Origin of the sequence: Brevibacillus sp. RS1.1 (assembly GCF_013284365.1) — a bacterium.
GTDB classification, from domain to species: domain Bacteria; phylum Bacillota; class Bacilli; order Brevibacillales; family Brevibacillaceae; genus Brevibacillus; species Brevibacillus brevis_D.
The window spans coordinates 151,763-171,413 of sequence record NZ_JABSVA010000010.1; the positions used below are offsets into that span (position 1 = coordinate 151,763).

At 48.1% G+C, this 19,651-nt stretch carries 21 protein-coding genes; 14 read left to right on the forward strand and 7 right to left on the reverse strand.

The window, feature by feature from the left end; translation table 11 throughout:
- Positions 1-5 precede the first annotated feature (5 nt).
- From HP570_RS24555 to HP570_RS24580, 6 genes are read left to right on the forward strand one after another with little or no spacing between them, the layout of a single operon-like run.
- On the forward strand, positions 6-926 hold the full coding sequence (locus HP570_RS24555) for an ABC transporter permease (protein ID WP_173627466.1): 921 nt from the start codon (positions 6-8) through the stop codon (positions 924-926).
- A gap of 15 nt (positions 927-941) precedes the next feature.
- Positions 942-1,796 carry an ABC transporter permease gene (locus HP570_RS24560; protein WP_016742129.1) on the forward strand — a complete coding sequence of 285 codons (855 nt, stop codon included), beginning with the start codon at positions 942-944 and terminating at the stop codon, positions 1,794-1,796.
- Positions 1,797-1,819: 23 nt separating this feature from the next.
- Complete coding sequence (locus tag HP570_RS24565) at positions 1,820-2,809, forward strand: ABC transporter ATP-binding protein (protein WP_015892377.1); 990 nt, start codon at positions 1,820-1,822, stop codon at positions 2,807-2,809.
- Entirely contained in the window at positions 2,806-3,813 is a 1,008-nt protein-coding gene (locus HP570_RS24570; RefSeq protein ID WP_173627467.1) for an ABC transporter ATP-binding protein, read from the forward strand. The genes HP570_RS24565 and HP570_RS24570 overlap by 4 nt, the downstream gene beginning before the upstream one ends.
- A complete protein-coding gene (menC, locus tag HP570_RS24575) occupies positions 3,794-4,906 on the forward strand; it encodes an o-succinylbenzoate synthase (protein ID WP_064202199.1) in 1,113 nt (370 codons plus the stop codon). Before HP570_RS24570 ends, menC begins: the two co-directional genes overlap by 20 nt.
- A gap of 32 nt (positions 4,907-4,938) precedes the next feature.
- Positions 4,939-6,375, forward strand: a complete 1,437-nt coding sequence (locus HP570_RS24580; RefSeq protein WP_173627468.1) for a serine hydrolase domain-containing protein — start codon at positions 4,939-4,941, stop codon at positions 6,373-6,375.
- 70 nt (positions 6,376-6,445) lie between these two features.
- On the opposite strand, the gene HP570_RS24585 is transcribed toward HP570_RS24580, so the two are convergent.
- Together HP570_RS24585 and HP570_RS24590 are read right to left on the reverse strand one after the other, a co-directional pair.
- Entirely contained in the window at positions 6,446-7,753 is a 1,308-nt protein-coding gene (locus HP570_RS24585) for an MFS transporter (protein WP_173627469.1), read from the reverse strand.
- Positions 7,725-8,447 carry a transcriptional regulator gene (locus HP570_RS24590; RefSeq protein WP_016742135.1) on the reverse strand — a complete coding sequence of 241 codons (723 nt, stop codon included), beginning with the start codon at positions 8,445-8,447 and terminating at the stop codon, positions 7,725-7,727. Before HP570_RS24590 ends, HP570_RS24585 begins: the two co-directional genes overlap by 29 nt.
- A 164-nt stretch (positions 8,448-8,611) precedes the next feature.
- On the opposite strand from HP570_RS24590, the gene HP570_RS24595 reads away from it, so the two are divergent.
- Together HP570_RS24595 and HP570_RS24600 are read left to right on the forward strand one after the other, a co-directional pair.
- The gene (locus HP570_RS24595; RefSeq protein WP_173627470.1) at positions 8,612-9,829 is read left to right on the forward strand and encodes an MFS transporter; all 1,218 of its coding nucleotides are present in this window, start codon (positions 8,612-8,614) and stop codon (positions 9,827-9,829) included.
- A 140-nt stretch (positions 9,830-9,969) separates the two neighbouring features.
- Entirely contained in the window at positions 9,970-11,226 is a 1,257-nt protein-coding gene (locus HP570_RS24600; RefSeq protein WP_173627471.1) for an MFS transporter, read from the forward strand.
- Here the strand turns inward: HP570_RS24600 and HP570_RS24605 are convergent.
- Positions 11,203-12,033 (reverse strand): SDR family NAD(P)-dependent oxidoreductase, encoded by an 831-nt coding sequence (locus HP570_RS24605; protein ID WP_173627472.1) that lies wholly within the window; start codon positions 12,031-12,033, stop codon positions 11,203-11,205. The genes HP570_RS24600 and HP570_RS24605 overlap by 24 nt on opposite strands.
- Positions 12,034-12,085: 52 nt before the next feature.
- On the opposite strand from HP570_RS24605, the gene HP570_RS24610 reads away from it, so the two are divergent.
- The gene (locus HP570_RS24610; protein ID WP_173627473.1) at positions 12,086-12,310 is read left to right on the forward strand and encodes a DUF1540 domain-containing protein; all 225 of its coding nucleotides are present in this window, start codon (positions 12,086-12,088) and stop codon (positions 12,308-12,310) included.
- Positions 12,311-12,368: 58 nt separating this feature from the next.
- On the opposite strand, the gene HP570_RS24615 is transcribed toward HP570_RS24610, so the two are convergent.
- A complete protein-coding gene (locus tag HP570_RS24615; protein ID WP_173627474.1) occupies positions 12,369-12,959 on the reverse strand; it encodes a 5' nucleotidase, NT5C type in 591 nt (196 codons plus the stop codon).
- Positions 12,960-13,056: 97 nt separating this feature from the next.
- On the opposite strand from HP570_RS24615, the gene HP570_RS24620 reads away from it, so the two are divergent.
- Entirely contained in the window at positions 13,057-13,638 is a 582-nt protein-coding gene (locus HP570_RS24620) for a DUF1700 domain-containing protein (RefSeq protein ID WP_015892366.1), read from the forward strand.
- Positions 13,639-13,692: 54 nt separating this feature from the next.
- Here the strand turns inward: HP570_RS24620 and HP570_RS24625 are convergent, their stop codons facing one another.
- Complete coding sequence (locus HP570_RS24625) at positions 13,693-14,223, reverse strand: DUF84 family protein (protein ID WP_217364805.1); 531 nt, start codon at positions 14,221-14,223, stop codon at positions 13,693-13,695.
- 142 nt (positions 14,224-14,365) lie between these two features.
- Between HP570_RS24625 and dapF the strand changes: the two genes are divergently transcribed.
- Entirely contained in the window at positions 14,366-15,226 is an 861-nt protein-coding gene (dapF, locus tag HP570_RS24630; RefSeq protein WP_173627476.1) for a diaminopimelate epimerase, read from the forward strand.
- A 111-nt stretch (positions 15,227-15,337) separates the two neighbouring features.
- Here dapF and HP570_RS24635 read toward each other — a convergent pair whose 3' ends face one another.
- The gene (locus HP570_RS24635; RefSeq protein ID WP_015892363.1) at positions 15,338-15,484 is read right to left on the reverse strand and encodes a hypothetical protein; all 147 of its coding nucleotides are present in this window, start codon (positions 15,482-15,484) and stop codon (positions 15,338-15,340) included.
- A gap of 276 nt (positions 15,485-15,760) precedes the next feature.
- On the opposite strand from HP570_RS24635, the gene HP570_RS24640 reads away from it, so the two are divergent.
- From HP570_RS24640 to HP570_RS24650, 3 genes are read left to right on the forward strand one after another with little or no spacing between them, the layout of a single operon-like run.
- Positions 15,761-16,930, forward strand: a complete 1,170-nt coding sequence (locus tag HP570_RS24640; protein ID WP_173627477.1) for a cysteine desulfurase family protein — start codon at positions 15,761-15,763, stop codon at positions 16,928-16,930.
- Between the two features lie 25 nt (positions 16,931-16,955).
- Positions 16,956-18,155, forward strand: a complete 1,200-nt coding sequence (gene thiI, locus HP570_RS24645) for a tRNA uracil 4-sulfurtransferase ThiI (RefSeq protein ID WP_015892361.1) — start codon at positions 16,956-16,958, stop codon at positions 18,153-18,155.
- A gap of 42 nt (positions 18,156-18,197) precedes the next feature.
- Positions 18,198-18,974 carry a fumarylacetoacetate hydrolase family protein gene (locus HP570_RS24650; protein ID WP_015892360.1) on the forward strand — a complete coding sequence of 259 codons (777 nt, stop codon included), beginning with the start codon at positions 18,198-18,200 and terminating at the stop codon, positions 18,972-18,974.
- Positions 18,975-19,041: 67 nt separating this feature from the next.
- Here the strand turns inward: HP570_RS24650 and HP570_RS24655 are convergent, their stop codons facing one another.
- On the reverse strand, positions 19,042-19,323 hold the full coding sequence (locus HP570_RS24655; RefSeq protein ID WP_015892359.1) for a hypothetical protein: 282 nt from the start codon (positions 19,321-19,323) through the stop codon (positions 19,042-19,044).
- Positions 19,324-19,651: the final 328 nt, after the last annotated feature.

Consider the following 19,651-nt stretch of genomic DNA (forward strand, 5'->3'; position numbering starts at 1 on the left):
AAGGCATGCGCCGATATGTAATAAAAAGATTACTTTCCCTGGTGGGTACACTGCTTGGCGTATCCGTCCTGATCTTCTTGATGGTACACCTCATTCCGGGCGATCCCGCAACACAAATACTCGGACAGTTTGCAACACCAGAGGCCATCAGTCAAATGAGAGCGAAGCTTGGTCTTGATCAACCACTATGGCAGCAATACATGCGGTTTGTCGGAAACCTGTTCACTGGCGATTTGGGAACATCGTTATTCACTGGTGAAAAAGTATGGGATCAGATCATGAACCGTTTCCCGATCACCATGCAGCTTGCCATCCTTAGTGTAATCATTGCCGCAATATTCGGCATTTTGTTAGGCACGATTGCTGCCGTCAAGCAAAACACCATCATCGATCGGCTTGTGGTGCTTACCTCCTTACTCGGTATTTCGGCACCCGGCTTCTGGATTGCCTTGTTTCTCATCTGGATTTTTGCTTACAAGCTGGCCTTGTTTCCGATTTCCGGCTACGAGGGGATTCACTCCCTGTTGCTGCCAGCGATCACCTTGGGTATGGCGGAAGCGGGGATGATCGCCCGTATGACCCGCTCCAGCATGCTGGAAGTCATCAAGCAGGATTACATGCGGACAGCCGAGGCCAAGGGGGCTGCACTTTTCCGAGTCATTTTGAGCCACGGTCTGCCGAATGCCATTATTCCTGTTGTCACGATGTTAGGCTTGCAGTTCGGTGCGCTCATGGCTGGAGCAGTGGTGGTGGAAACGGTGTTTTCTCTGCAAGGGATCGGCAGCCTGGCGATTGAGGCGATCAGTAAACGGGATATGCCGACCATACAAGGCATGGTGTTTTTCATGGCGTTGATTTTTGCCTTAACCAATTTGATCGTGGATCTCGTTTACAGCCGGATTGATCCGCGTATCCATTTCGACTAAGGAAGGAGCCGATGAATGGTGAACAGTAATCGTCCGGAGTCGTATTGGGGAGGGATGGGCAAACGGCTGAAACGCAATAAGACAGCAATGGCGGGTGTAGTCATCCTGATCGTCTTTACACTGGGATCGCTTCTTGCTCCAGTCGTTGCCCCTCATCCTGTCGAACAAATGAACTTTAACAGCCGATTAAGCGCTCCGAGTCTGACCCATCTTCTCGGAACGGATGATTTCGGCAGAGATATTTTTTCCCGTCTGTTGCACGGGGGGAGAATTTCCTTGCTGATGGGTTTGATAACGGTTGTACTTTCTACCTTGATAGGTGTAACCCTCGGTATTATCGCTGGCTATTATCGTCGTGTGGATCTGTTTATCATGCAGGGCATGGATATTCTCATGTCACTTCCTGCCCTGCTTCTGGCGATTGCTGTCATTGCGGTCTTGGGTCCTGGATTAACGAATGCCATGATCGCGGTAGTCATTGCTGTTATTCCGTCCTATGTGCGGGTCGTTCGCTCTGCGGTCTTATCCATAAGGGAAAAAGAGTACATTGAGGCTGTTCGCGCTCTGGGGATCAGGGACTGGCAGATTTTGCTGAAACATGTTTTACCCAATATTCTCTCCCCAATCATTGTGCTTTCCACCATTCAATTCGGTGTGAGTATTTTGGCTGCAGCGGCCTTGAGCTTTCTCGGGCTGGGTGCGCAACCGCCGATGCCTGAGTGGGGAGCCATGGTTTTTGTCGGCAAAGCATTCTTGAGTCAAGCCTGGTGGATGTCCATTTTTCCTGGATTGGCCATCATGCTGGTTGTCCTTGGCTTCAATCTGTTAGGTGACGGATTACGGGATGCATTCGACCCGAAAACGAGGTAATGGATGAAGGGGGGCACGAGCTGATGAAAGAGGTACTTTTGGAAGTAAAGGATTTACGCTTGCAGTTTAAGACGGATAAGGGTGAGCTGCCAGCGCTACAAGGCATTTCTTTTCAACTGAAAAAAGGGGAGACGGTAGCGTTGGTAGGCGAGTCTGGCTGCGGAAAAAGCGTGACGTCCTTGGCGATTATGGGACTCTTGTCCCGGGCGAACGCACAGATGGAGGGAAGCATTCGATTTCGTGATATCTTATTGAATCAGTTGAGTACTGGTGAACTTCGCAACATTCGCGGAAAAGATATCGCGATGATTTTTCAGGAGCCGATGACGTCGCTCAATCCGGTCCATACGATTGGCCGACAGCTAGAAGAAGTGTATCAACTCCATACCGATTTATCGAAAAAAGAACGCCAAGCAAAAGCGATTGAGATGCTCAAAAAAGTGGGCGTGCCGAGGGCAGAAGACATCATGCGGGACTATCCCCATCAGCTATCAGGTGGGATGAAGCAGCGTGTCATGATTGCGATGGCGATGGCTTGCAACCCGGATTTATTGATCGCAGACGAGCCGACGACCGCACTGGACGTGACCATTCAAGCGCAAATTTTGGAACTGATGAACGATTTGAAGGAGAACGATCATACCTCTCTGCTACTCATTACGCATGACCTGGGTGTCGTGGCTGAAATGGCTGATCGTGTACTTGTGATGTACTACGGGGAGATCGTAGAGGAAGCTGACGTTGCCAGTCTGTTTTCGCATCCAAAGCATCCGTATACGATTGGACTTTTACGATGCATACCCGATCTGGATGAGGAGGAGAAGCTTCGCCTCGATCCGATTGAAGGCAGTGTCCCGCTACTGGGTGAGGTGACACAAGGGTGTGCATTCCGCTTCCGCTGCTCACAGGCCGAGGAGCGATGTTACAAAGAAAAACCGCCGCTGATGGCAACGGGCACAGGCACACAGGCTGTTCGATGCTGGCTGTACGAGAACAAGGAGATGGCGGTATGAGGGATATCTTGTTATCAGTAAACGATTTAAAGACGTATTTTCCAATTAGCAAAGGACTATTTCGCAATCGCGACGAAGTGATTAAGGCAGTCGATGGGGTTTCTTTCCAGTTGGAAAAAGGAGAAACGCTTGGGCTGGTAGGAGAGAGCGGTTGTGGCAAGTCAACGACTGGTCGCAGCATCATGCGACTCATTGAGCCTACGAGTGGAACGATTGAATTTGAAGGACAAAACATTACGGAGATGTCGGCTACACGTTTTCGTCCACTCCGCAAGCGAATGCAAATCGTGTTTCAGGATCCGTATGCATCATTAAATCCACGGATGACCGTGCAAGGGGCTTTGGAGGAAGCGTTAGGCGTCAGAGATCCGCAGATGTCGGCGAAAGAAAGGCGCGATCAAGTAAAAGAACTGCTTCAGATGGTCGGGCTGAATGCTCAATACGCCACACGCTTTCCCCATGAGTTTAGCGGAGGGCAGCGGCAGCGGATCGGGATCGCTCGCGCATTGGCGGTGGAACCTTCATTAATCGTGGCAGATGAGCCGGTTTCAGCACTTGACGTGTCTATTCAGGCGCAGATCGTTAATCTTTTGCAGGATTTGCAGCAGCGTCTAGGCTTGAGCTATTTGTTTATTTCGCACGATCTAGGTGTCGTTCGCCACATCAGCGACAGAATTGCGGTGATGTATCTTGGACGAATTGTCGAAATCGCCAGTAAAAAGGATTTGTTTTTGCGCCCGTTACACCCGTATACAGAAGCACTCATGTCAGCGGTTCCCAAAGCCAATCCGTTTCGGAAAAAGGAGCGAATCGTTCTTTCCGGGGATGTTCCCTCTCCGGCGAATGTTCCCGTTGGGTGTGCGTTCCATACCAGGTGCTCATATGCTACGGAAATTTGCCGCACAGTGCGTCCTGTCGCTACATTAGCTTCGCCGCAACATTATGTCGCATGTCATTTATATGGAATAGAAGGGATGAAGTACATTGAAAATCGAACGAATTGAATTACAGCAACTACACATGCCACTTCGTTTCCGTTTTGAAACGAGCTTTGGATATACGACCATCAAGGAGCTCATCTTGGTCAGTGTATATGGAGAGGGAGAGGTAGGGCACGCGGAAAGTGTGGCGATGTCGGCCCCTTATTATAGTGAAGAAACGACAGGGACAGCATGGCACATGATGGAAAAGTTTATGATACCGAAGCTGTTTTCGAGTGAGATCGAGACCCCTGAGGATGTGGATCGGTTGTTTGCCCCGATTCGCCGCAACAACATGGCGAAGGCGGCTTTAGAAGGCGCAATCTGGGATCTATACAGCAAGCAGAAAGGAATCTCTCTCGCCAAAGCATTAGGAGGCGAGAAAGCTGTTATCGATGTAGGGATCAGCATCGGTATTGAACCGACTGTTGATCAAGTTTTGGCAAAAGTAGAGCGCCATCTCAGTGAGGGCTACAAGAAGATCAAGGTAAAGATCAAGCCAGGCTTTGACGTCGAGGTGATTCGAGCGATCCGCGAACGCTTTGGCGAGGGTGTCCCGTTGATGGCAGATGCGAACTCCGCTTACACAATGGAGCATTTGGATGTGATGAAGGAGCTGGATCAATATGGGCTGATGATGATCGAACAGCCACTCGCCCATGACGACATTATTGATCATGCCAAGCTGCAAAGGGAGCTGTCCACACCAATCTGCCTCGATGAAAGTATTCACAATGTGGATGATGCCAGAAAAGCGATAGAGCTGGGCAGCTGCGGCATTATTAATATCAAGGTGGGGAGGGTCGGTGGATTAACAGAGTCCAAGCGCATTCACGACTTGTGTCAGGCACACGACATTCCGGTGTGGTGCGGAGGCATGATTGAGTCGGGTGTTGGCCGCGCACACAACATTGCGATTACTTCTTTGCCGAATTTTACGATTCCAGGTGATACAGCCGCCTCGAGCCGTTACTGGGAGGAAGACATCGTAGAGAATGGTGTAGAGCTGATGGCTCCCGGTCAATTGGCAGTTCCAGATAGCCCGGGCATCGGTTATACCCTGAACCAAAAGGCGATCGGCAACTATGTGATTCGCACGGAAAATTTCCGGCCTTAAACCAAAGCTTAACGAAAAAGGGGAGAAGGAACATGGCGGATTGGGTACAGTCGTTTGAGGAATACGCGCAAAAGCTGCTTGCAGAGGCAAAAGTAACAGGAACAGCAGTTGGATTGGCAGAGCAAGGAGTGCTAAGGTATTTCCATGGCTTCGGTTTGGCAGACGACACAGAAGATGCAAAAGCATTAACCCCTGATACGGTGTTTGGCATCGGTTCTGTGACCAAGTCCTTTACATGTGTCGCCATCATGCAGCTTCAAGACGCAGGAAAGCTATCTGTTCATGATCCGGTCATCAAGTATCTCCCTGAGCTCCGTACGCCTAATGAAGCTTATACCCGGGAGATCACGATCCAGCATCTGATGACACATACCGCAGGTTTTCCTCCTTTGGATACATTAGCGGGTGCAATGAAAAGAAGCATTGTGGAGGGAGGGGATGACCTGTCCTCTAGCTCCAGTCTTGCTTTTGATCTCGAGAAAGTGGAAGAGATCAATACAAAAGATGAATTCATGGCCTATATTGGCAAGCTGAATTACGAGTTTTTAGGTGCGCCTGGAACGGAATTTAGCTACTCCAACGACAGTTACGCCATGCTCGGACTGATTATTGAACGAGTGAGCGGGATATCTTACGAGCAGTTTGTGCAGGATCATATTTTGGAGCCTGCGGGGATGAAGAACAGTGCCTTTCTCGTCGAAGATTTGCCTGAGGAAGCTGAGGTCGCTACGCTATTCACGCGGAAAAGCCCAAAGGATGGCGGTGAGGTATACCGTTCCCCTTCATGGTGGGATTCACCATCGATGCGTGCGGCTGGTTTTCTGAAATCGACCATTCACGATCTATTGCGCTATACGGAAATATTTAGAACGGGTGGATTGGTGGGCGAGAATCGCTTGCTCTCATCGGAGAGTGTGCAGGACTTGACGGCGCCTCATGTCTCGATTTCGCCGTTTCAAGCATACGGCTATGGATTGTTTGTAGCCAATTGCCATGATGGAACACTCATTGAGCACGGTGGGGCGATCAAGGGGGTTGCGGCACAAATTTTTGTTTTACCGGAGCGGGGCTTGACAGGAGCCGTACTGATGAACACAGATGGCGGGCCAATGGCCGATTTGATGCATGGCATTTTAAACGCAACCAATGGACGCTCTCCGGATACAGTACCATTCGAATATTCGGATTATGAAATTTCTGTAGATGCACTCGCTGCATTTACGGGGGAGTATCGCTCTTCCGAAGGGGCTACTGTATCGGTAGAAATCGAAGAGAACCAGCTGGTAGCCAAGAGTAATGGAGCGAATATTCCACTTCGTTCAGTTGGAGAAGACAGCTTCGTCATGAAGCGGGGAGAAACGGATATGTTTATCCACTTCGTCCGCAATGAGGCAGGGGTAGTTACCCGGATGGGCTTTGGTGCTCGTCAGCTGATAAAGGTCCTAGCCGAAAAAGAACAAACCGTATAAATAGCAGAACGCGTACCTGCAAGAGCTCATGCTTGCGTGGTGCGCGTTCTTTCTATTTATAGGAAAGGCGTTACGAAGAAAGGGTGGCAGGAAGCTGCTGCTCCTCTACCATAGGTCGCTTCCAGTTCGGATGTTGCTCCATGTTCCGGAACGAGCGGAAAAAGAACAGGCTAAGGCTGATACTTACAAAGATGATACCGCCAAAGAATAAAAGAAGCCCCGGTGTTGTGATGTGTTTGGCGAGAAGAAAGGAGCACAGTGCATAGCTGACTGGACCGAAGCCAACGGACATCAAGGAAAGCAATGACATGACACGACCGAGCATGCTGGCAGGGACGATACTTTGAATGTAGGTGATAAACGGAATGTTCGTCATACTGAGTGCCATTCCGATGAGAAAATGAGAGACAAGTCCAAAGGAAAGCTCCTCAATGAAATAATACGAGCTGATTCCAACTCCCATACATCCGAGAATGACAGGGAGTAACATAAATTTTCCACGGAATCCTTTACACAATGCAGTCAAAATACCGCCGACAATCATGCCCACTCCAAGTGAGGTACTGAGTGAACTAAAAGCACTACCGTCCCATCCGAGGTCATTTACATGAATGGGAATGATCATGTTAACTGGGCCGGAGAACATCATGTTGGTGAACAGTGATGTTGTTAAAATAAGAGCGAGGATCGGGATTGAATACGTAAAACGAATACCTCCCACGATATCCTTGAAATAGGAGCTTGCCCTTGACTCTGATGTCGTGTCTTTGGAGTATGCGTGTGAATGGAGAGAGAGTATAAAGAGTGTTCCTACGAAGAAGGTGCATGCCAAGATCAAAAACATGATCGGATAACGAACGGTTCCAATTAATAAGGCAGTAACTACCGGTCCGGCAACCATGCTAATCTGATGGCATAGTTCCATTAAGCTGTTAGCTGGCGAAAGTTGCTCTCGAGAGACAAGTGAGGGCAGAATCGAGCTGCGTGCTGGCCAAAAAAATGCATCGACTGTTCCAAATAAAGCCGCCATGACGTACAGGCTCACTGGGAACCAGTCGCTATTTCCTTGAAGCATAAGCAAACTGAAGCAGGCTAAAATAATTCCCCTCACCAAAAGGGAGGAAAACATAATCCATTTTCGATTCAAACGATCAGCAGCCACCCCGCCCGCCAGCATAAAGAGGAGACGGGGGATGGAAAAACAAATCAAAGTCGTGCCGAGGATTGCTCCTGAGCCGATGGCATTCACGATATACCAGTTGAGCAGGATGAAGAAAGCTCCGTCAGCCATTGCCGAAAATAAAGTGCCGCACCATAATCGCACAAACGATCCATTTTTCCAAAGGGAATTATTTGTCGCCAGAGTGCTCATCTCCATTTTCCTCCTTCTTTTTCTTCACGACAATCTTATTGAATTCAGACGGTTGGTGCTCATAGTTATCTGGCAAGGAATCGTCTTCTGCGACGTAGTAACGTTCATTCGTCATGAACCCGACCGTGACCATGAAAAAGTTTTCAACTGTATCCTCCGCTTCTCCAGCAGCTATCCGCTCTAAGTAACGATCTTCCATTTCGGATAGCTCCTCAAGTAAGGCCTTATATTTAGTGAGCCAAGCAAATATTTCTTTTCGAGGTGCTCTTAATTCGGAGCTAACTGCAATTGCAGGAGGACGATCCTCTTGATCCGAAAAGAGCATGAATGACTCGTCTGGTGCGTTATACAGGCGATTTATACCGGAGCGCAGGTGATTTATCATCGTTTCCTGCAAAAGGATACTGTCTTCGCGCAGGGAGGGTAGCAAATCATCACTAACCTTGAAGTCGTAAGCAACTGCCCGATAAAACTTTTGCACGATCCCGTTCTTTTCTTCCGTACGCACGACCTCAACGAAGCCATGGCTTTCCAATTCCTTCAGGTGATAATGCACTTTAGAGGGAGAAAGGGAGAGAAGGGTAGCAAGCTGCTTGCCTGTGTATTCCTCCTTGACCAGCATCGTGATGATCTGTAGGCGCAAGGAATCGCTGACAGCTTTTAATTGATCCAAAGTTTCCACAACTACGTATCGTTTCAAGTCGATCAACCTCGTTTCGCTGAACATGAATGTTTTGTTATTTTTAGACGTTCAGTTTTATTTGAACGTATTGTAACAACAAAACGATCCATTTCGCAAGATGGATTTGCGCATATTTTTCGACAAATGCTACAATATTGAAAACGGTGAGAGGGTGCATTCCAGTGGCGATCTTACAACATCCCGTCTTTCGCCGTTTGTATACGGCCCACGTTGTACACATCATCGGAAATGAATTTACATTTATTGCGGTCGTTGGACTTTTACATGATTTAAGTGGATCGGGTCTTTCCTTTGCGGCAGGTACTGTGTTTCGTATGCTCCCTTATGTATTTGCCAGCTTTTTCGCGGGGACGCTGGTGGAGAACTGGGATAAACGGCGGGTCATGATTGTCGTCAATCTGCTTCGGGGCATTCTCGTCAGCTTGTTTTTCTTCATCACATCTGCGACCTACTTATGGGTGGCTTTTTTGTTATTGATCCTGGTCAATATTTGCAGTGCTTTTTTCCAACCAGCCATGCAAGTAGCGATCGTACAATCCGTGGAGGAAAAGGACAGGTTAGCTGCCAATTCTCTTTTGCAAGGGACGACCTCGTTTCTCATTATTGTTTGTCAGGGTATAGCAGCAGTTCTGGTTTACTTGTTCTCCTACCGTTACAACTTTTTGCTCGATGCCGCCTGTTATTTGTTGTCGCTGTTCATCTTGTTGCCGCTCCCGCATATCGCCAATTCTGTTGATTCGAAAGCGGCTGTACCTTTTATGGAAAGGCTAAAAGAGGGCTTCCGTTATATTGGCAAGCATCGGGAAATTGGCAGTGTAATCGGCTATCAGATGGCGGAACGGGTATGTGGCGCCTATTACATTATGTTGATGTACTATGTTCTTACGGAGCGGGGAGAGGGCTTGTATGTATTCGGACTCCTCGATATTCCGTTGGGACTCGGAGGTGTGATCGCTGGGATTGCCGTGAATAAGCTGTCTGACAGCCTGAGCGAGAAAGCAACCTGGCGGGTCCAAGGTTGGGCACTCGTAGCGATGGGATGCTCGATTATCGCCGTGTTTCATGCAAAACCATTACTTGGACTGGCAATCGCCATCCTCTTTGCATCAACGGCTCAGTTTAGTTCATCGATATTGTCTGTGACGAAGCTGCAACGTGTGTCTGATCCTGCTTATCTGGCTCGCGTTTTTTCCATACGGGAAATGGCGACTATGGGAAGCTTTTCTGCGAGCTGCTTGATTCTCGGATTCAGTGCGGAGCAGTTCGGTAGTGCCGCTGTCTCCGTGTGGCTTGGCTTGTTTGGGGGTGCAGCAGGAATTCTGTGGCTTTGGAGTCGTCGTAAGCTACAAAAAGATAGCAGTCGTACAGTAATGATGTAGGAGAGATTCCTCTGCTTATTTGGAGCAGAGGTTCTTTATGATACAAAACGAAACTTTTAGATTTAATAAATATAATTGTTGAAAAAGTATGAATCTGACTATACAATGAATGGAAATATAGAGAAAAAGGAAGATGCAGCATGAAGGAATTATGGCAACAGCGTTCATTTCGCTGGTATTGGCTGGGGATGTTCTTGTCTAGTCTGGGGGATCAGTTTGGCTGGATGGGCTTGACGTGGTTTGTCATGAAGAAAACAGGCTCACCTGCGGCGATGGGTGGGGTCGTTCTTGCATATATGCTCCCTGCTGTTTTTGCTGGTTTAGTAGCGGGAGTTTTGCTGGATCGATTTGATCGACGCAAGCTCATCATGATGGACAATATCGCACGAGGACTTATTTTTATAGCGTTGGTCGCATTATTGCAGGTCGATCAAGTTCCACTATTTGTGATATACGTGCTGATTGTGATTGCAGGAATCCTTTCTCCGTTGAGCATGGCTGGGGCGCAGACATTGTTGCCGAGAATCGTATCGGACAAAAATCAATTGGTCAAAGCGAATGGCGTGATGGAAACGCAATGGCAAATTGTGTATATGTTTGGACCGGCACTCGCGGGAGTTATAATCGGGTTGATTGGGGAAGCTTATGTTCTATTGATTGATGCGGCTAGCTTTTTTGTATGTGCCTTCTGCTTCTCAAGGCTGCCTCGTGAGCTTACGAAAAGTGCGAATCCTACAACAATTGTAAAAGGTCAAATGGGAGTGTTCTTTCGTTCTCTCTGGAGTGACATGCGAACAGGGTATCGCTACCTATTTGGACGCAAGCAATTGATCATTCTTGTTTTCTTTACGTTTTTGTTTAACATGTCGTATGGCCCCATTGAAATTGCATTACCCCTGTATGCGAATCAGGATTTGGCAGGGGGATCTGTTGCGTTAGGGATGCTTTGGTCTGCTTTGGCAATCGGGGCATTACTAGGCTCTCTTTTTTTCTCGACGGTTACGTGGAAACTTCCGTTGGGATCGACGCTAGCAGGGATTATCTTGGCGTGGGGATTGACGACATTGCCAATCGCTTTATTCTCGCGGTTGGAGATCGCAATGGCTTCGCTGGTTGTGGCGGGTTTTTGCTTTGCTCCCTATAACATCATGTACAGAAGCTACCTGCAAAAACAGGTGCCCGATGCTCTCTTGGGGCGGGTGTTAACCAGCGTTCGAACGATTACGGGGACGGGAATGCCGGCGGGAGCGGCTGTCTCTGGCGTCCTCATACCCTTCCTAGGCGTTCAAGGGATCATTGGAGCCGGAGCAGCCGTATGTATCATTTTCGGTCTTCTTGCATTCGGGGCATTGAAAAACTTGGAGGATTCCTCATCACTTCCGATTGAGGAGAGGTGAGACGAGGTGTTTTAGCCACTGAGGTAATAAAAAGTAAATACGGGAGAGCGCATGTAGACGAAATGGCATGGCAACCTCCGGACGTTTTGCTTCCGCCGCTCGATAAATGGCTCTTGCCGTTTGTTCTGGTGTCAATAAATACCGACTTACTTTGCTGCGATAGCTACCTGTTTTGTCTGCCTTATCTAAAAAGGGTGTGTCAATCGGGCCTGGCATCGCACACGTCACAGCAATTCCAGTACCTTGCAGCTCATGACGCAATCCTTCACTAAAACGGATGACGGCTGCTTTGCTGGCAGCGTATACCGCAGCTTTGGCTGTAGCGACCTGTCCGGCAAGTGAGGCAACCGTGATAATATGCCCTTGCTTTTGCTGAAGCATCATCGGCAAAAAGGCACGGGTCGTGTAGAGAACACCGGAAATATTCGTTCGCAGTGTTTCTTCGAGCTCCTCCACGCGCATTTCGATGAGTGATTCAAAGACGGCCATCCCTGCATTGTTGTAGAGAAAATCGCATCGTTCGAAGCGGATGTGCACCCATGCAGCGAACTGCCGAATGTCTTCGTTGCTGCTGACGTCTAACGGGTAATGATGGAGTCGATCCAGATAATCTTTTTGTAACGAAACGAGTTCCTGGGTAATCGTTTTCCGGCTAGTGGCAATGACACAATCTCCTTTTTCCAAATGAAGTCGTGTCAAAGCTAGACCAAGGCCACCAGAAGCTCCGGTGATGACGACAATACGGGTAATCGACATGTCATCCACTTCTTTCTTGTGTAGAGTATTGGTTTCCACTGTGAATGGCAAAGTATAAGCCCCTGAGTTGTTGTGAAGGCTAGCCTCTAGGGGGTGAATGCACATGCCAGCAGTAAAATGTTCTGTAGCAAACTGTGAGTACTGGGCGAAGGGCAATCTTTGCAGCGCCGATGAGATCATGGTAGAGATTGACGCTCACGCCACCGTAAACCTGAAAGAAGAATTCGCAGGCGAGTACGGTCAAAACACGCAGCATCAGGATAAGGCTAAGACATCGTCTGAGACCTGTTGTCTGACGTTCAAGCCGAAGACATCCGAAAAGAAATAACGCTTCGGCGCAAAAAGGACGTATCCCTTTAAGGTGATACGTCTTTTTGCTATTCAACCTATACGCTTGTCTTAGCTGGAAAAAGCTCGTTGACTTTTTGGGCAACCTCTTCCCAAGAAGTGACTCGATGGACGAGCGGAGGTAAGGCAGCTTGGTTATACGGAGTGTCAAACAAGAACACGGGAATTTGCAGCGCCTCTGACAATTGCAAAGCGTTCTCCAGACGATCCTCCAAAAATAGGTCCACGCCCCACTTGTGGGCAGCTGACAGCTTGTCGTGGCTCCCAATCAAATCCACTTCATGATGAGGGATATTGTAGCGAGCAAACCATTGTAACGTCACATCGCGGTGACGATCCTCACGAGCACTTATATATACCAGCTTGTGGGAGGTAGACCAATCGCGCAAAACCTGATCGGCTATTCCGTGAACAGGCGCACCATCATATAGGCGCTCCCCATTTTGATCCAGCCACATTTCAAACTCTGCGTCCGTGATTTGATACACGTTGGCTAAATTGTATTCCACACAATCTTCATATCGTAAATCTCTTCCAAAGCTCTCATTCATCAACGGAACAATACTGCTGGGTGATGTGACTGTACCGTCAATATCAATGCCAATGGTTAGGATTTTGTCTGGTTTCATTCTCTCGCCTCCCGTTTAAATTGTACAACGTAGGCAGACAATAAGGCTACTTCCTTCACTTAATTAATCCTTTACCAAAAAAGGGGCTGAGCATGCTATGTTGGATCGACACGAACGTAATGATGCGAAGCGGAAGGAAGACACCGGTTTTTCCGAGACGGTTGATCAGCACGACAGGGAGTTTGCAGCGAATACCTGGACACAGGCCGTCTTTGACGAAGAGGAAGATCGGTCGAGGCGCAGGGTTCACTATGACCCCCACTCCTTGACAGAGCGCTATACAGGCGAGCTGGATGAGGAGCGAAAAGACTTTTCGGAGCGTTTGGATGGCGTTGTTTTGACAAAGGAGGACCGTTCACCGGTTGCCAAAGTCAGAGATGACGACATCGAGGCGGCGGCGGAAATCGCCGAGCCGTTTCCGACGAGTCGTGCTGCCAGTGAGATCGACACAGACGAGGAAAACCGGGGAAATCGGGCCAGCGGTATCGGGATGACTGGCTTGGGCTTATCGATCCTGTCCTTGTTTTTCATGCCGTACTTGGTGGCTCCAATTGGTATGGTGCTTGGCTATCTGGCGTATCGACGCAACTCGAAGACGCTTGGAGTCTGGGCGATGATCGTAGGTGCTGTTGCCATTTTGGGCGCATTAGTCATCTACCCGTATTATACGGCTCGCTAAAAGCATCAAACCAAAACCCTCTCCGGTTCGTTTAGCTGGAGAGGGTTTTTTATGTTATTTGTACAACGAGGAAACAAAAGGCGTAATGGCTGCGATCACGGCGTCACAAAACACATCGGAACGACGTACGCGATTATCTGTTAAGAGGGAATAGGCGCCGCCGCGATGATTACTGCCGACGGTTTTCCCCCATTCATCTATGATGGTACTGAGCTCAATTTGTTCCTGCTGGATTCGGTGAACAGCTTGATTCGGGATAGGAAAAGCCAAACCCTTTCCAATAAATAGCTCATTTCCATTCCAGGCTGCACAGATGGAAATCAAATACCACTGTTTTGTAAACCACTCATCGTACATAAGTCCGCCTTCCAAGCCTAGCCCGATGTCTGCTTCCGGGGCTTGACTACGTGCAGCTTTTGCCCGATTGATCGCGCCTGTAATCGTTTCTTCTTCACTCATCGGTTGAGCCGCTACGCCAGAGGGGACGGATATGCAGAAAGGTTCCGTTCCCGTTGCTTTTTGTACAGCGAGGCGTTTTGCTTCATTTTTCGTTCCGAGTGCATAGCGGAAAATATGATAATCCAATGCTTGTTCCACCTCTTCCCATCATCGATGCTAGTGGTAGTATACCACCTTTTGATTCGACCGCGATTCTCTGGGGTGTGATAAGATAATAGGCATAGAAAAGAGTCAGACCTAGCATACGAAAGAGAAAGAGGAGTGGACGATGAAATTTACAAAGCTGCATGGCTTGGGGAATGATTACGTTTACGTCAACTGTTTTGAGGAAGACTTATCACGTGCAGATTTACCCGAATTGGCACGAAGAGTGAGTGATCGGAATTTTGGCATTGGGGGCGATGGACTGATCCTCATTATGCCATCTGAGCGAGCAGATTTTCGCATGCGGGTCTTTAACAATGATGGCAGCGAAGCAAAAAATTGCGGAAACGGCTTGCGCTGTGTGAGTAAGTACGTATACGATCACGGTTTGACGGAGCAAACAACGTTTACCGTGGAGACATTGGGAGGGACCGTCACTCCTGTCGTATCGCTAGGAGCAGATGGTAAGGTCGATCAAGTAACAATCGATATGGGAGAGCCTCGTTTTGAGCGAGCAGCAATTCCGATGACAGGCATTCCAGAAGAGCAAGTACGAGAAGAGGGAATCGAAGTCGGTGGAACGGCGTTTACGATGACGGCTGTTTCGATGGGGAATCCTCATGCCATCCTTTTTGTGGATGAAGTGAAGGAAGAAGATGTTCGTCACTACGGGCCAATGATCGAGTATCACGAGTGGTTTCCTGAGCGAACCAACGTCGAATTTATCCAAATATTGAATCACGAGGAAATTCTTTTCCGTGTATGGGAGAGGGGATCAGGTGTAACGCTTGCCTGTGGGACGGGAGCTTGCGCTGCTGCAGTAGCTGCCCACTTGAGTGGAAAGACAGGAAGAAAAGTCACGGTCCACCTGGCAGGAGGCGATCTCTTTATTGAATGGAAGGAAGCGGATAATCGCGTCTATATGACGGGTCCGGCTACTGAAGTTTTTTCTGGCGAGTATGTAGGAGAGATTCCGTTTAAATAGAAGCAAGCCAAACCGTTCCGTCGAACTGACAGGAGCGGTTTTTTTACAAAAAATAGCGTGGTCACGGCGAATCCTTCATGCCGTCACCACGCTATCGAATTCGAATAAGCGTCACGCGTTGTACACCTCATTTAGGTATGCGACATCCGTGCGGTCGTACTGAGGGATATTTTTGTTCATCTTCGCCAGTTCCGCTTGCAGTCTTTTCAATTCGGCTTCCATCTTCTTGATTTCTTCTTGCATAGCTTGTGCTGTCATGGTGGTTCTCTCCTTGTTGTTGTTTTTTATCTAAATTTATTGACTATTCTAACGAAAGGCCAAACCAATGTAAATAGCCTATATCTGGATGTAAGCGCTTTATCCGTGAATAGTCTGTGAACGGTTGTTCAGATTGTCTGATTTGGCCTTTTGAGAGCAATGCACTCGGGGAAAAATAAGGTCGAGAAGTGTAATACTTTGTATGTTCTTTACGAAAAGTCATGTTATGATGAAGCGTAGTATTCGGGCATCTTGCCCTTAGGAAGGTGTGTACTGGTGATTTATTTGGACAACAGTGCGACTACCCGGCCTCATCCTCAAGTGATTGAAACCGTTAGACGCGCGATGGAAAGCTACTATGGAAACCCGTCTTCCTTGCATCAAAAAGGAGTAGAGGCGGAAAATGTACTGAAGCAGGCGCGAAAGGTTGCCGCTCAGTACTTGGGCTGTAAAGAAAGTGAAGTTATTTTTACTTCAGGTGGTACGGAGAGCAATAATACGGCGATCAAGGGTGTAGCCTTTCAATATCAAAACAGAGGGAAACATATTATTACGACGCAGGTAGAGCATCCGGCTGTTTACGATGTTTGCAAACAGTTGGAAGGTCTGGGATTTGCTGTGACATATCTGCCGGTAGATCGTGAAGGCCGCGTATCGGTAGAAGCTGTTCAGAAAGCAATGCGTCCGGATACGATTCTCGTTTCGGTTATGCATGTGAACAACGAGCTGGGAACTATTCAACCGATCCTAGAAATCGGACAATGGTTGAAGCAATTCCCGAAAGTCCTGTTTCACGTTGATGCTGTCCAAGGAATTGGGAAAGTTCCTTTGCGCATCAAGGATTCAGGGATCGATCTGCTGAGCGTCTCTGCGCACAAGTTTTACGGGCCCAGAGGAGTTGGCATTTTGTATAAACGGGAAGGCTTGATCATTCACCCGTTGATGATGGGTGGCGGTCAAGAAGGCGGCGTTCGCTCAGGAACGGAAAACCTCCCAGCCATCGCTGGTATGGCAAAAGCAATCCGGATTCTAGAAGAACTGGGCAGCGTCGAGATGATCAGGCTGCAAAAATTGAATCAACAGCTTCGTGAGGGGATTGCAACGATGGAAGGTTGCGTCGTGAATACCCCGGAATCGAATACGGCTCCTCATATTATGAACTTGTCAGTACCAGGAGTAAAAGCAGAAGTCCTGTTGCATGCTTTGGAGGAAAAAGGTTTTCTGATATCCACCAAGTCGGCCTGTTCATCCAAAGTCAATGAGCCGAGCAGAGTTCTGACTGCGATTGGCATCGAGCGGGATTGCGCGTTGTCATCTCTGCGGATCAGTCTGGGCCGGGAAAATACAGCGGACGACATTCAGCAGTTTTTGAAGGCGTTAGAGGAATGCGTTAGTGTGCTTCGGACGTATATCAAACAACAACCTGCCCCCGCTTATAGAAAATAGTGTGGACAACTAAAAGGAGATAATCATGAACTACGATGTTATTTTAATTCGTTATGGTGAGTTGGCGCTTAAAGGGAAAAATCGCGATCAATTCGAAGAGGCCCTTGTAAAAAGCGTGAGAAACGTACTGCGTTCGTTTTTTAAAGTAAAAGTTCGACGCAATTACGGCCGGATGTACGTGGAGCTGCACGGCGAGGATGCTTACGCGGTTATGGAGCGTTTGAAGCGCGTTTTTGGGATTTCTTCCTTTAGTCCGACGATCCAGGTAGATCCTGATATTGAAACGATCAAGGAAAAAGCGCTGGAGTTGGTTCGTCAATTGAATCCACAGCCACGTACGTTCCGTGTGGTTTCCCGTCGTGCGGATAAACGCTATCCGATTCAATCGATGGAAGTCAATCGAATGGTGGCAACGCACATCCTGCGTGCTCTGCCAGCTATCAGCGTAGACTTGCACGAGCCAGATACCATCGTGAATGTAGAAATTCGCACAGAGGGTACTTACATTAGCTGTGAAACCATCAAGGGACTAGGTGGCTTGCCAGTTGGGGTGAGTGGAAAAGTACTGCTGCTTCTTTCTGGTGGTATCGACAGTCCTGTAGCGGGTTGGATGATGCTGAAGCGTGGTGTGACGCTTGAAGCGATCCACTTCCACAGCTATCCGTTTACGAGCGAGCGCGCTTTGCAAAAAGTACGTGACTTGGCTCATAAGCTGACGAAATGGGGAGGAACTGTCCGTCTCCACGTTGTACCGTTTACCGAGATTCAGACCGCCATTCGTGAAAAATGTCCAGAAGACTATTTGATCACCATCATGCGTCGCTTCATGATGCGCATTTCGGAGCGTGTTGCGGAAAATACGAATGCCAAGGCACTCGCAACAGGAGAAAGCCTCGGTCAAGTTGCATCGCAAACCTTGGAAAGCATGGACACGATCAACAAGGTGATTTCAATTCCGATCCTGCGACCACTCGTCGCCATGGACAAGGTAGATATCGTGGACATTTCTCGTCAAATCGATACGTACGAGCTTTCTATTTTGCCGTATGAAGACTGCTGCACGGTGTTTACACCGAAAAATCCTGTAACGCGACCGAAGCCTCGCCTCGCTGCAAAATTTGAGGAAGTGCTGGATGTAGAAGCGTTAGTGGAGGATGCTGTAGCGCGAACTGAAATCGAAGAGATTACAACGAAGCCAAAAGAAACGACAACTGACCTGTTCTAACTATAGGTATAGAGACACTCGCGACACGGGGGAGAAGGAATCATGATAATCCGTTATGAGCGCAATGGTAAGGTGAAGCATGGTTGGATGGTGGAAGAGGATCACAAAGTACGCGTGATTGAAGGGGACATTTACAAAATCCATACGGCAAAACCGATCATGACGGGCCTTGAACTACCTCTGGATGAGGTCACGTTAAAGGCGCCAAGTGATCCAAGCAAGGTTGTATGTATCGGATTGAATTACCGGGACCATGCGGCTGAGATGGGGATTGACCTGCCAAAAGAACCGTTGATGTTTTTGAAGCCGTCAACAACTGTCATTGGACCTGGTGAGCCTATCGTCTATCCAAAGCTGACGCAGAACCTTCATTATGAAGGCGAACTCGCCGTGGTGATTAAGAAAGAGGCCAAGAAGATCCAGGCTGCGGATGCAGACGATTATATTTTGGGATTTACTTGTGCGATTGATGTGACCGCGCGCGATCTGCAGATGAGCGATGGCCAATGGACTCGGGCAAAAGGCTTTGATACATTTTGTCCGCTTGGACCTGCTATTGCAGCCAAACTGGATTACCATCATTTGCGTATCGTGACACGAGTAAACGGGGAAGTGCGTCAGGATGCTTGCACAGATCAATTGATTTTTTCGATTCCGCAGCTGATCGAGGCTGTATCTGCGGTCATGACGCTTCGCCCCGGCGATGTTATTTTAACCGGGACGCCATCTGGTGTAGGTGAGCTTGTTCCAGGTGATGAAATTTCGGTAACCATTGAAGGAATCGGAACCTTAACGACTCATGTAGTGGCTGAGGAGTAGTCATACATTCTTTGATAAGATCGACCAAGCCCCCTGCTTGTTTGAAGTGGGGGCTTGGTTTTTTTATTTATTCTTCTTCGTTCGGATCATCATGAATGGGGTGCGCGGATGGGTCTTGTCTAGGAAGGTCTTGATGCATTAGCCTTGTTTCATAAGTGAATCGAGTGGTGGTGGAATGCTGTCCGGGCTCCCAGCCTGTTGCTTTCCCTAAGCGAGCTTCGTTCGTGGCAGCTCCAAATGGCCCCTCAGGGAATTCTTCCTGAAGGATTTCATTGCGTTGTGACTCTACAGTAGATAATTCACTGTAATGATCGTTTTCGTATTCTTCATAGGTTGGTTTTGGATCCATAGTAACACCGCCGTTTAATTGTTGGATACTTCACGGGTACGCAGCTAAAGCGCCAAGCGTTTATAGTGTGAAATAAAAAGAGAATCGCTATTCGTTTTTCCTGTTGACACCGTGACTTGTTTCATTTATATTTAAATTCTGCTCGAAACAATCAATGCAAATGAAAAATCATCAATAAAAAAGTAAGAGAAACACTTGACTTATACCTGGTGATTTTGTTATATTAGATCTTGTCGCTGCTGAACGAAGTGAAATGGTTTAAAAAACCTCTTGCAAAAACAGTTGCGATACGATAAGATAGAAAAGTCGTCTTCGGACGAATTGCACA

Excerpts from the sequence above, each read along its gene's own strand:
- HP570_RS24580 (WP_173627468.1), top strand. The coding sequence starts at position 4,939 with ATGGCGGATTGGGTACAGTCGTTTGAGGAATACGCGCAAAAGCTGCTT.
- dapF (WP_173627476.1), top strand. The coding sequence starts at position 14,366 with ATGAAATTTACAAAGCTGCATGGCTTGGGGAATGATTACGTTTACGTC.
- HP570_RS24585 (WP_173627469.1), bottom strand. The coding sequence starts at position 7,753 with ATGGAGATGAGCACTCTGGCGACAAATAATTCCCTTTGGAAAAATGGA.
- HP570_RS24565 (WP_015892377.1), top strand. The coding sequence starts at position 1,820 with ATGAAAGAGGTACTTTTGGAAGTAAAGGATTTACGCTTGCAGTTTAAG.
- HP570_RS24555 (WP_173627466.1), top strand. The coding sequence starts at position 6 with ATGCGCCGATATGTAATAAAAAGATTACTTTCCCTGGTGGGTACACTG.
- HP570_RS24635 (WP_015892363.1), bottom strand. The coding sequence starts at position 15,484 with ATGACAGCACAAGCTATGCAAGAAGAAATCAAGAAGATGGAAGCCGAA.
- HP570_RS24620 (WP_015892366.1), top strand. The coding sequence starts at position 13,057 with ATGTTGGATCGACACGAACGTAATGATGCGAAGCGGAAGGAAGACACC.
- HP570_RS24615 (WP_173627474.1), bottom strand. The coding sequence starts at position 12,959 with ATGAAACCAGACAAAATCCTAACCATTGGCATTGATATTGACGGTACA.
- HP570_RS24650 (WP_015892360.1), top strand. The coding sequence starts at position 18,198 with ATGATAATCCGTTATGAGCGCAATGGTAAGGTGAAGCATGGTTGGATG.
- HP570_RS24610 (WP_173627473.1), top strand. The coding sequence starts at position 12,086 with ATGCCAGCAGTAAAATGTTCTGTAGCAAACTGTGAGTACTGGGCGAAG.
- thiI (WP_015892361.1), top strand. The coding sequence starts at position 16,956 with ATGAACTACGATGTTATTTTAATTCGTTATGGTGAGTTGGCGCTTAAA.
- HP570_RS24570 (WP_173627467.1), top strand. The coding sequence starts at position 2,806 with ATGAGGGATATCTTGTTATCAGTAAACGATTTAAAGACGTATTTTCCA.
- HP570_RS24600 (WP_173627471.1), top strand. The coding sequence starts at position 9,970 with ATGAAGGAATTATGGCAACAGCGTTCATTTCGCTGGTATTGGCTGGGG.
- HP570_RS24560 (WP_016742129.1), top strand. The coding sequence starts at position 942 with ATGGTGAACAGTAATCGTCCGGAGTCGTATTGGGGAGGGATGGGCAAA.
- HP570_RS24655 (WP_015892359.1), bottom strand. The coding sequence starts at position 19,323 with ATGGATCCAAAACCAACCTATGAAGAATACGAAAACGATCATTACAGT.